The sequence below is a fragment of the Streptomyces flavofungini genome (assembly GCF_041028215.1).
Lineage (GTDB): Bacteria > Actinomycetota > Actinomycetes > Streptomycetales > Streptomycetaceae > Streptomyces > Streptomyces flavofungini_B.
The window spans coordinates 1-10,322 of sequence record NZ_JASKYR010000228.1; the positions used below are offsets into that span (position 1 = coordinate 1).

9 protein-coding genes and 1 riboswitch are annotated in these 10,322 nt (G+C 70.8%); of the genes, 4 read left to right on the forward strand and 5 right to left on the reverse strand.

Annotated features, from left to right (window positions below; genetic code table 11):
* Positions 1 to 126: 126 nt before the first annotated feature.
* Positions 127 to 951 carry a hypothetical protein gene (locus tag AB8Z36_RS17480; RefSeq protein ID WP_369214244.1) on the forward strand — a complete coding sequence of 275 codons (825 nt, stop codon included), beginning with the start codon at positions 127 to 129 and terminating at the stop codon, positions 949 to 951.
* Positions 952 to 1,236: 285 nt separating this feature from the next.
* Entirely contained in the window at positions 1,237 to 2,520 is a 1,284-nt protein-coding gene (locus AB8Z36_RS17485; RefSeq protein ID WP_369214245.1) for an esterase/lipase family protein, read from the forward strand.
* 75 nt (positions 2,521 to 2,595) lie between these two features.
* Here AB8Z36_RS17485 and groL read toward each other — a convergent pair whose 3' ends face one another.
* The 4 genes from groL to thrC form a co-directional block, all read right to left on the reverse strand.
* Positions 2,596 to 4,221: a chaperonin GroEL gene (gene groL / locus AB8Z36_RS17490; RefSeq protein WP_369214246.1), complete on the reverse strand. Its 1,626-nt coding sequence runs from the start codon at positions 4,219 to 4,221 to the stop codon at positions 2,596 to 2,598.
* Positions 4,222 to 4,525: 304 nt separating this feature from the next.
* The gene (locus AB8Z36_RS17495) at positions 4,526 to 4,729 is read right to left on the reverse strand and encodes a cold-shock protein (protein ID WP_005315736.1); all 204 of its coding nucleotides are present in this window, start codon (positions 4,727 to 4,729) and stop codon (positions 4,526 to 4,528) included.
* A gap of 420 nt (positions 4,730 to 5,149) precedes the next feature.
* Entirely contained in the window at positions 5,150 to 5,425 is a 276-nt protein-coding gene (locus AB8Z36_RS17500) for a MoaD/ThiS family protein (RefSeq protein WP_062776543.1), read from the reverse strand.
* A gap of 124 nt (positions 5,426 to 5,549) precedes the next feature.
* Positions 5,550 to 6,842, reverse strand: a complete 1,293-nt coding sequence (thrC, locus tag AB8Z36_RS17505; RefSeq protein ID WP_369214247.1) for a threonine synthase — start codon at positions 6,840 to 6,842, stop codon at positions 5,550 to 5,552.
* 17 nt (positions 6,843 to 6,859) lie between these two features.
* Positions 6,860 to 6,988, reverse strand: a riboswitch (SAM riboswitch).
* Between the two features lie 157 nt (positions 6,989 to 7,145).
* Between thrC and AB8Z36_RS17510 the strand changes: the two genes are divergently transcribed.
* Together AB8Z36_RS17510 and AB8Z36_RS17515 are read left to right on the forward strand one after the other, a co-directional pair.
* Positions 7,146 to 8,090, forward strand: a complete 945-nt coding sequence (locus AB8Z36_RS17510; RefSeq protein WP_369214250.1) for a glucosyl-3-phosphoglycerate synthase — start codon at positions 7,146 to 7,148, stop codon at positions 8,088 to 8,090.
* Between the two features lie 76 nt (positions 8,091 to 8,166).
* Positions 8,167 to 9,588 (forward strand): alpha,alpha-trehalose-phosphate synthase (UDP-forming), encoded by a 1,422-nt coding sequence (locus tag AB8Z36_RS17515; RefSeq protein ID WP_369214248.1) that lies wholly within the window; start codon positions 8,167 to 8,169, stop codon positions 9,586 to 9,588.
* A gap of 40 nt (positions 9,589 to 9,628) precedes the next feature.
* Here the strand turns inward: AB8Z36_RS17515 and otsB are convergent.
* Positions 9,629 to 10,322, reverse strand: a 694-nt coding sequence (gene otsB / locus AB8Z36_RS17520) for a trehalose-phosphatase (protein ID WP_369214249.1), incomplete at its 5' end; no start/stop codon positions are given.

Consider the following 10,322-nt stretch of genomic DNA (forward strand, 5'->3'; position numbering starts at 1 on the left):
ACCCCCGCCCGGTGCTCCAACACCTGCGGGGGTCTGACCACGAGATCGCCAACCAGAAAGAACCGATCCATGGCTGACGCCAATGTTAGTGCCGCCCAGCGGCCCACGCACACACCCCCACACCCCATGGCCAACCCCGGCTACGGCAAACGCTCCGTACCGCGACAAGAGGCCTACCGCACCCCCGACTTCACCCACCTGCCACCCCGCGAAGCGGCCATCGCCGCGTACGTGGACCGGCTCCCCGACGGCACGGACATCTCCGTGAAGACCCTGGCCAAGCACCTCCCGTACGGGCAGTGCGCCCTCCGCACCGCCCTCAACAGGCTCCAGGCCGCAGGCCACTTGCGGCGCGGCAGGGAACACGTACACACCACTGGTACCGGTGCCCGCTGGATCACGCGGACGTGGTTCTCGCGGACCGCGCGGGACGACGCCTGGTGGGCGGCGTACACACGCGGCGACGTACCCGAGGCCGCGCCGCGAGGCGACCGGCCCACGAGGAGCCGCGCGTTCATCCTGCTCGCGGCACTCGGCCGGACGGCCCCCGCGCTGTCGCTCTCGTCCGCCGACTGTGTGGCCCTGGAACCGCAGGTCACGCAGTGGTTCGAGCGCGGCGCGGCGGAGCCGGACGTGCTGCGTGCCCTCACCTGCGGGCTGCCCGCCACCGTGCACAGCCCGGCGGCCCTGGTCCGCAGCCGCTTGGCGAGCAAGCTGCCACCGGAGCAGCCGGAGCAGAAGGCACGCCCGGTCCTCCGCGTACTGGAGTGCGCCGTCTGCCGGGCCCCCGGCCGCGCGGAGGCCCTGCCCGGCGGGGTCTGCGGGCCGTGCCGGGGCGAACCGGAACCCGCCCGCGAGGCGGCTCTCGGGCCCGCGCGGGTCCGCGCCCACGCGGCGGCGGTCCGTACCGCCATCCCGGCCCACACGCCCCGCACGGGTGCCGGACGCTGAATCCGGGTCGCCTTCGCGACATACTTCCGCCCGGCCGGGCGCCCCGCCGCTCCCGTGCGGCACCCCCGGATGGCCGACGCGCCGTCGCCCGACGGCGGCTCGCCCCGGCCGACGGCCGGACCGCCCAGGCCAGCGCGCCACGCTCTCTCGCGCCCCACCCGCAACCGGCCGAAGGCCCCCTGTCCGAAAGGCCGCCGAGTCGGCGTGCGCGGCTTTCGGGGGCCACCCGGCGTACCGAAGATGACACGGCACGTCATCGGAAGCGCCACACCGGAGGGAACTCCCATGACCGAGCACACCGCACCCGCGCCCGGCGAGCAGCCGCCGGAGCCCTACGACCCCCAGGTGGTGGAGGCGCTGGGGTCCGCCGCCCGCATCACCCTGGCCCCCGGCCCGAGGGAGGCCAGGGAGGCGCCCGCCGAGGCACCGGCGCCGGACGACGAGTGGGCGCTGCCGGAGGGACGGGCCTGGGTCTACCTCGCTAACCCCAAGCGCGGACTGACCCGCCCCGTGATCATCGGCGACGGCTTCAACGCGGGGCCGAGCGAGCTGGACTTCAGCTGGGAGATCCTGGAGCGCGGGCCGTTCCCCTTCATCAGCGAGGTCCGCAAGCGCGGCTACGACGTGATCCTGCTCGGCTTCGACGAGCGGAGCGCCTCGATCCTGGACAACGCCAAGGTCGTCCGCGCGGCGATCCAGGAGGCCATCGCCCAGCGGACGGGCGACCACCCGCTGACCGTCGGCGGCTTCAGCATGGGCGGGCTCGTCGCCCGGTACGCGCTGGCCAAGATGGAACACGACGGTGGCGAGGAGAACGACCACCAGACCGCCCTGTACTTCTCCTACGACAGCCCGCACCGGGGCGCCTCGATCCCCGTGGCCCTCCAGTCCTTCGCGCACTACATCCGGCGCCTCAACCCGGCCTTCTCGCAGCAGATGAACAGCCCGGCGGCCCGCCAGCTCCTGTGGCAGCACATCGCCGAGTGGGACGACACACCGGAGACCGACAAGGCGCGCGCCGAGTTCCTCGCCGAGCTGGAGCGGGTCGGCGGCTGGCCGTCCGGGCCGCGCAAGATCGGCGTGGCGAACGGCGTCCGCTCCGGCGAGGGCAACGGCATCCGCCCGGGAGTGCGGGCCTTCCACGGCAGGGGCCTGGCCATCACCGGCACCCACCTCCACACCCAGGCGGCGGGCGAGGACCAGCTCGTGGCCCAGCTGAGGGTCGTGACGCTGCGCAAGCCGCGCATCCGCACCTCGGGCCTGCCGGAGATCGACGGCGCCCCCGGCGGCACCCTTGAGGGCTTCGGCATCCTGGCCGACGAACTCGACAAGATCCCGGCCCTGATCGGTCTGGGCGCCGAGGCGGACATCCGCGAACACTGCTTCGTCCCGGCGGTCAGCGCGATCGCCCTGCGCGACATCGACACCCACGAGAAGCTCTACGGCCCCGTCACGGCCTCGGCGGAGCAGGAGAGCGAACTGGACGAGTTCCACTGCGCCTCGCGGAACGAGCCGCACACCCTGGTGACGGAGGAGCTCTGCACCTGGCTCCTCGACCGGCTGCCGTGAACGCCCGAGGGCGGCACCCCTTCGTGAGAAGGAGTGCCGCCCTCGGTACGTGAGCTGGTCTGCCGAGCCGGAGGCTCAGAAGTCCATGTCACCGCCCGGCATGCCGCCGCCGGCCGGGGCAGCGCCCGCCTTCTCCGGCTTGTCGGCGATGACGGCCTCGGTGGTGAGGAACAGCGCGGCGATGGACGCGGCGTTCTGCAGGGCCGAACGCGTGACCTTCGCCGGGTCGAGGATGCCCTCGGCGATCATGTCCACGTACTCACCGGTCGCGGCGTTGAGGCCGTGGCCGACGGTGAGGTTGCGGACCTTCTCCACGACGACGCCGCCCTCAAGGCCGCCGTTGACGGCGATCTGCTTGAGCGGGGCCTCCAGGGCGAGCTTCACGGCGTTGGCGCCGGTCGCCTCGTCACCGTCGAGCTCCAGCTTCTCGAAGACCGCGGAGGCCTGGAGCAGGGCCACGCCACCACCGGCGACGATGCCCTCCTCGACGGCCGCCTTCGCGTTGCGAACGGCGTCCTCGATGCGGTGCTTGCGCTCCTTGAGCTCGACCTCGGTCGCGGCACCGGCCTTGATGACGGCCACGCCGCCCGCGAGCTTCGCCAGGCGCTCCTGGAGCTTCTCGCGGTCGTAGTCCGAGTCGCTGTTCTCGATCTCGGCGCGGATCTGGTTGACCCGGCCCTGGACCTGGTCGCTGTCACCGGCGCCGTCGACGATGGTCGTCTCGTCCTTGGTGATGACGACCTTGCGGGCGCGGCCGAGCAGGTCGAGACCGGCGTTCTCCAGCTTGAGGCCGACCTCCTCGGAGATGACGGTGCCACCGGTGAGGATGGCGATGTCGCCGAGCATGGCCTTGCGGCGGTCACCGAAGCCCGGGGCCTTGACGGCGACGGACTTGAAGGTGCCACGGATCTTGTTGACGACCAGGGTCGACAGGGCCTCGCCCTCGACGTCCTCGGCGATGATCAGCAGCGGCTTGCCCGACTGCATGACCTTCTCCAGGAGCGGAAGGAGGTCCTTCACGTTGGAGATCTTCGAGTTGACGATCAGGATGTACGGGTCGTCGAGCGACGCCTCCATACGCTCCATGTCGGTGGCGAAGTACGCCGAGATGTAGCCCTTGTCGAAGCGCATGCCCTCGGTGAGCTCAAGCTCGAGACCGAAGGTCTGCGACTCCTCGACGGTGATGACGCCTTCCTTGCCGACCTTGTCCATGGCCTCGGCGATGAGCTCGCCGATCTGGGTGTCGGCGGCGGAGATGGAGGCCGTGGAAGCGATCTGCTCCTTGGTCTCGACATCCTTGGCCTGCTCAAGGAGGGCGCCGGAGACGGCCTCGACGGCCTTCTCGATGCCGCGCTTGAGGGCCATCGGGTTGGCACCGGCGGCCACGTTGCGCAGACCCTCGCGCACCAGGGCCTGGGCCAGGACGGTCGCGGTCGTCGTGCCGTCACCGGCGACGTCGTCCGTCTTCTTCGCGACCTCCTTGACCAGCTCGGCGCCGATCTTCTCGTACGGGTCCTCGAGCTCGATCTCCTTGGCGATGGAGACACCATCGTTGGTGATCGTGGGGGCGCCCCACTTCTTCTCGAGGACGACGTTGCGACCCTTGGGGCCCAGGGTCACCTTGACGGCGTCGGCGAGCTGGTTCATGCCGCGCTCGAGGCCGCGCCGTGCCTCCTCGTCGAACGCGATGATCTTGGCCATGTGAAGTGGTCCTCCCGGACGGGGTGGAAATGCAAACGGACCGTGCTGGCGCCCGCGACGGACGGACTGCTCGCCTTGTGGTTCCTTGCCCCACCCGGCGTGCGGACCTCACCGACCCGATCCAAGTTCTGTCACTCTCACTCGGAGAGTGCTAACGCCAATGATTAGCACTCGACCCCTGCGAGTGCAAGGTGCCCACGGCAGATCGACCCCGCGCGGAGGAGTGCGGACGCACACGAGGGGCCCGTACCCCATGGGATACGAGCCCCTCGCGATGCTTGCGTCGGTGGCCGTTCGCGCCGAGCTAGACGGCGAGCTTGACCATGTCCGCCTGCGGACCCTTCTGGCCCTGCGAGATCTCGAACTCGACTCGCTGACCTTCTTCCAGGGTGCGGTAGCCGTCCATCTGAATCGCGCTGTAGTGGACGAAAACATCCGCACCACCGTCGACCGCGATGAAGCCGTACCCCTTCTCCGCGTTGAACCACTTGACGGTGCCCTGAGCCATGCCGAACTCCCCTATTTCTGGCCCTTGCACAGGACCGCACTTCGCGGACCCGGGTCAGACCTCACCCCCCATTGGTTGGGGGTGTGCGCCGGAACGCGTCGACCGCCGCTGAATGTATCTGTCCAACTGCCGTCTGCAACAGGTCAATCGGACGAGAATTCCGGGCATGGCTGATCGGTGATTTACGGAGATTTCCCCGCGATCTGGGGCAAGTCGGGCCGGGCAAAAGCCACAGAACACCCATATAGGCAGCACGCTTTGGCTACTTCTTGTCGACTCCAGGCCGACTTCGTCCCTGCACTCGGCACCGACGGCGAAGCACGCTTCCCAACTGTACCGCGCTCAACCATGCAGAATTACCCCCTCCGCTTCTCTCGCGGAGGGGGCAATTCGGATTACGCAGGGTACTTGCGCAAATGATCAGCCACCGGCGACGGCGGGAATGATCGAGATGCCGGCGCCGTCCGGAGTGGCCGTTTCCAGGCCCTGCTCGAAACGGACGTCGTCGTCGTTCACGTACACGTTGACGAAGCGGCGCAGCTTGCCCTGGTCGTCCAGGACGCGCGCGGCGATCCCGGTGTGGTTCTTCTCCAGGTCGGCGATGACCTCACCCAGGTTGGCCCCCTCGGCGGCGACCTCGGCCTGCCCGCCGGTGTAGGTGCGGAGGATGGTGGGGATGCGGACGTTGACGCTCATGGTTTCACCTCAGATGTACGGGGGGAAAGGGCGCCCCGTCAGGGGCGCCCCGAAGGGGCGCGGGGAACTGCGCGAGGACGGACCACGGCCCGCAGTCGGCAGCGGACAGCAAGCCCTACGGCGGCTAACCGGCGAGCCCCGCGGAGCGGAACGCCTCGAGGCTCGGCTTGATCGTGGCGGTGGCCTGCGACGTCTCGGCGACAGCGTCCAGCGTCTTGAGGCCGTCCCCCGTATTGAGGACCACCGTGGTCAGCGAGGGATCGATGAGGCCCGCCTCGACCAGCTTCTTCGTGACGCCCACCGTCACACCGCCCGCGGTCTCCGCGAAGATCCCCTCCGTACGGGCAAGGAGCTTGATCGCGTCGACGACCTGCTCGTCGTCGACGTCCTCCACCGCACCGCCCGTACGCCGCGCGATGTCGAGCACGTACGGCCCGTCGGCCGGGTTGCCGATGGCGAGCGACTTGGCGATCGTGTTCGGCTTCTGCGGGCGCACCACGTCGTGACCGGCCTTGAACGCGGCCGAGACCGGCGAGCAGCCCTCCGCCTGGGCGCCGAAGATCTTGTACGGCTTGTCCTCGACGAGGCCGAGCGCGATGAGCTCCTTGAGCCCCTTGTCGATCTTCGTGAGCTGCGAGCCGGAGGCGATCGGGATGACGAGCTGGTCGGGCAGCTCCCAGCCGAGCTGCTCGCAGATCTCGTACGCCAGGGTCTTGGAACCCTCGCCGTAGTACGGCCGCAGGTTGACGTTGACGAAGCCCCAGCCCTCGCCCAGCGGGTCGCCGATGAGCTCGGAGCAGAAGCGGTTCACGTCGTCGTAGTTGCCCTCGATGCCGACGAGCTCGCCGCCGTACACCGCGGCCATGACGACCTTGCCCTGCTCCAGGTCGTGCGGGATGAACACGCAGGAGCGGAAACCGGCACGGGCCGCGGCGGCACCCACGGCGCCCGCGAGGTTGCCGGTGGAGGAGCAGGACAGGGTGGTGAAGCCGAAGGCCCGCGCGGCTTCCAGGGCCTGCGCGACGACGCGGTCCTTGAAGGAGTGCGTGGGGTTGCCGGAGTCGTCCTTGACGAACAGCTTGCCCGGCTCGACACCCAGCTCACGGGCGAGGTTGTCGGCCTTGACGAGCTTGGTCCAGCCGGGGTTCAGATTCGGCTTGTCGGCCACGTCGGCGGGGACGGGGAGCAGCGGGGCGTAGCGCCAGATGTTGGCGGGACCCGCCTCGATCCGCTTGCGCAGGGACTCGGGGTCGCCGAGGGGGAGGTCGTAGGAGACTTCGAGCGGGCCGAAACACTCGGCACAGGCGAAAATGGGGCCGAGGGGGAACGTGGTGCCGCACTCACGGCACGAGAGGCCGGAGGCAGGTCCGAGGTCGACGGTGGAGGTCGTTTCGGTGGCAACAGTCTGAACAGCCATGGAGGCGAGGCCCTTTCTCCTCATCTTCCTCGCGACGCATCTCGCCGCGAGACGGAATTGGCACCTTCCCCACCGTGACCTCGCGGTCGGCGGGAGGGTTGCCGGGGCTTCAACGGGCCGTTTCCCTCTGCCCCTCTGGATGAGCGGTTTTCGATTATGGGTTTCAGTTGTCTGCCAGCAACGCGGTGGCGACCCCGGCATGCGATGGTCACCGGCGTTGTTCAAGACTGTAACCGAAGCCCCGGACCCTTGAGATAGTCGTCCGAACCGCGAGATGGATCACATATGGGGAGGACCCTGACCGTGCTGGAAGAGGTCGAGCACTGGCTGAGCAGGCGTTCCTCGTCGGTCGCCGACCGTCCGGTGGAGCGGCTGACCGCGGCCAAGCGGGCGTCCGGCGCGACGGTGAGCGTCGTCCTGCCCGCCCTCGACGAGGAGCGGACGGTGGGCGCGATCGTGGCCGAGATCCGCCGTACGCTGATGGAGCGGGTGCCGCTGGTCGACGAGCTGGTGGTGATCGACTCCGGCTCCGCCGACCGCACCGCGGAGGTCGCCCGGCGGGCGGGCGCGCGGGTCGTCCACCGGGACGCGATCCTGCCCCGGCTGCCCGCCCTGCCGGGCAAGGGGGAGGTGCTGTGGCGCTCCCTGCTGGTCACCGGCGGTGACATCGTGGCGTTCGTCGACGCGGACCTCAGGGAGTTCTCGGCCGACTTCGTCACCGGGATAGTGGGGCCGCTGCTCACCGACCCCGACGTGCACTTCGTCAAGGCGATGTACGACCGCCCGCTCGGCGCGGCGTCCGGCCAGGGCGGCCGGGTCACCGAGCTGATGGCGCGCCCGCTGCTGAACATGCACTGGCCGCTGCTCGCCGGTTTCGTCCAGCCGCTGGGCGGCGAGTACGCGGCCCGCAGATCCCTCCTGGAACAGCTGCCCTTCCCCGTCGGGTACGGGGTGGAGCTCGGGCTGCTCGTCGACGCGCTGCACACCGTCGGGCTCGACGCGCTCGCGCAGGTCGACGTGGGGGTGCGCAGGCACAGGCACCAGGACGGGCAGGCGCTCGGGCGGATGGCGGCGGCCATCTACCGCACGGCGCAGCTCCGCCTCGCGCGCGGACACCTCGTACGCCCGGAGCTGACGCAGTTCGAGCGGGGCGAGCACGGGTTCGTGCCGCGTACGTACGCCGTGGACACGGAGGAAAGGCCGCCGATGGCCGGTATCTCCGAGTATGCGCACCGACGCGTGGCGTAAGCGCTTGCCGGGTGCGCCGGACGGAGTCCGCTCGGCGTACGTTTGAGCGTTTCCTGTACGGGCTACGTTTTGCCACATGGTTCCAGAGCCCCGTTCGTCGACAGCAGCGAAGGTACTGGTCGCGTCCAACCGCGGCCCCGTCTCGTACTCCGTGGGAGAGGACGGGGAGCTCGGCGCGCGACGCGGCGGCGGCGGACTGGTCTCCGGTCTCAGCGCCATCGGGGACGAGGCGGACGCCCTGTGGGTGTGCGCGGCGCTCGGCGAGGGGGACAGGGAGGCCGTGCGGCGCGGGGTCTCCGAGCCGGGCGTGCGGATGCTCGACATCGACGCGGGCGCCGGTGAGGGCGTGCACGCGGCGGCCTACAACGGCATCGCCAACTCCGTCCTGTGGTTCGTGCACCACATGCTCTACCAGACGCCGCTCGAACCCGCCTTCGGGCCGGAGTTCCGCGCCCAGTGGGCGGCGTACGAGCAGTACAACCGCGCCTTCGCCGAGGCGCTCGCGGCGGAGGCGGCGCCGGGGGCGGCGGTCCTCGTGCAGGACTACCACCTCACCCTCGTCCCCGGGATGCTCCGCGAACTCCGCGACGACCTGCGGATCGGGCACTTCTCGCACACGCCGTGGGCGCCCGCCGACTACTTCCGGATGCTTCCCGACGACGTGGCGGAGCAGGTCCTGCGGGGCATGCTCGGCGCCGACCGGCTCGGGTTCCTCACCGGGCGGTGGGCCGACGCCTTCACCGAGTGCTGTGTGCGGCTGCTCGGCGGCACGTCGGGGACGCGCGTCGGCGTGCACGGTCTGGGCGCCGACGCCGACTTCCTGCGGGAGCGCTCGCGCCGCGAGGACGTCGAGGAGCGGATGCGGGCGCTGCGCGAGCAGGTCGGCGAGGGCCGCAGGACGATCGTCCGGGTGGACAGGACGGAACTCTCCAAGAACATCGTGCGCGGCCTGCACGCCTACCGGCAGTTGCTGGTGGACCGCCCCGAGTGGCGGGAACAGGTCGTCCACGTCGCCTTCGCCTACCCCTCCCGGCAGGATCTCGCGGTCTACCGGGACTACACCGCGGAGGTCTCGCGGGTCGCCGAGGCGATCAACGCCGAGTTCGGCACCCCGGGGTGGACGCCGGTCGTCCTGCACGTCCAGGACGACTTCGCGCGCTCGCTCGCGGCGTACCGGCTCGCCGACGTGGCGCTGGTCAATCCCATCAGGGACGGGATGAACCTCGTGGCCAAGGAGGTGCCCGTGGTCTCCGACGAGGGGTGCGCGCTGGTACTCTCGCGGGAGGCCGGGGCGTACGAGGAGCTGTCCGAGGACGTCCTCGCCGTGAACCCCTACGACATCTCGGCCACGGCCTCGGCCCTGCACGCGGCGCTGCTCATGGACCCGCAGGAGCGCGCCGAACGCACCAAGCGCCTGGCGGCCGCCGCCACGGCCCTGCCCCCCACCCAGTGGTTCCTGGACCAGCTGCACGCCCTGACCCCGCAGACCCCGGCCTGACCAGCACAGGCGCCTGCCTGCCCCGTGCCGGGCGGCGGGGTCAGGCGGGCGGCAGGTTAGCCGTGAGGGACGCCAGGAGGCCGACCACGCCCTCAGGGCCGTCCACGACCAGGTCGGCCCGGGTGGCCAGCTCCTCGACCTCCGTACTGCCACTGCACACCAGGAGGCCCGCCACCCCGTCCGAACGGAGCTTCTCCACCGCCGCGAACGCCGGAAGGTCGCCCAGGTCGTCGCCCGCGTAGAGGACCGACTCGGCGCCCACCTCCCGGAGGTACTCGGCCAGGGCCACGCCCTTGTCCATGCCGGGCGGCCGCAGCTCCAGGACCATGCGGCCCGGCTCGACGATCAGGCCGTGGCGCGCCGCGAGCTCCGCCAGCGGCGCACGCAGCGCGTCGAAGGCCGCCTGGGGGTCCTCCGCACGCCGGGTGTGGACCGCGACCGCACGGCCCTTCTCCTCTATCCAGGTCCCCCGCCACGCCCCGATCGCGTCGAGGAACCCGGGCAGCTCCGCCCGTACGGCGGCGACGCCTGGATGCGTCTCCGCCGCGCGCACGGTCCCGGTGACCGCGTCCCAGCGCTCCGCGCCGTAGTGCCCGAGCACCACCAGGTGGTCGAGCCCCGGCACCCCCGCGAAGCCGCCGTAGCGCACCGCGACCCCCGCGGGCCGCCCCGTGACGACGGCGACGGACCGCAGCCGCGGCGCGAGCGCGGACAGCGCGGACACCGCACCGGGA

Coding starts and splice junctions, on each gene's coding strand:
- thrC (WP_369214247.1), bottom strand. CDS start 6,842: ATGGCTGTTCAGACTGTTGCCACCGAAACGACCTCCACCGTCGACCTC.
- AB8Z36_RS17500 (WP_062776543.1), bottom strand. CDS start 5,425: ATGAGCGTCAACGTCCGCATCCCCACCATCCTCCGCACCTACACCGGC.
- AB8Z36_RS17485 (WP_369214245.1), top strand. CDS start 1,237: ATGACCGAGCACACCGCACCCGCGCCCGGCGAGCAGCCGCCGGAGCCC.
- AB8Z36_RS17480 (WP_369214244.1), top strand. CDS start 127: ATGGCCAACCCCGGCTACGGCAAACGCTCCGTACCGCGACAAGAGGCC.
- groL (WP_369214246.1), bottom strand. CDS start 4,221: ATGGCCAAGATCATCGCGTTCGACGAGGAGGCACGGCGCGGCCTCGAG.
- AB8Z36_RS17515 (WP_369214248.1), top strand. CDS start 8,167: ATGGTTCCAGAGCCCCGTTCGTCGACAGCAGCGAAGGTACTGGTCGCG.
- AB8Z36_RS17495 (WP_005315736.1), bottom strand. CDS start 4,729: ATGGCTCAGGGCACCGTCAAGTGGTTCAACGCGGAGAAGGGGTACGGC.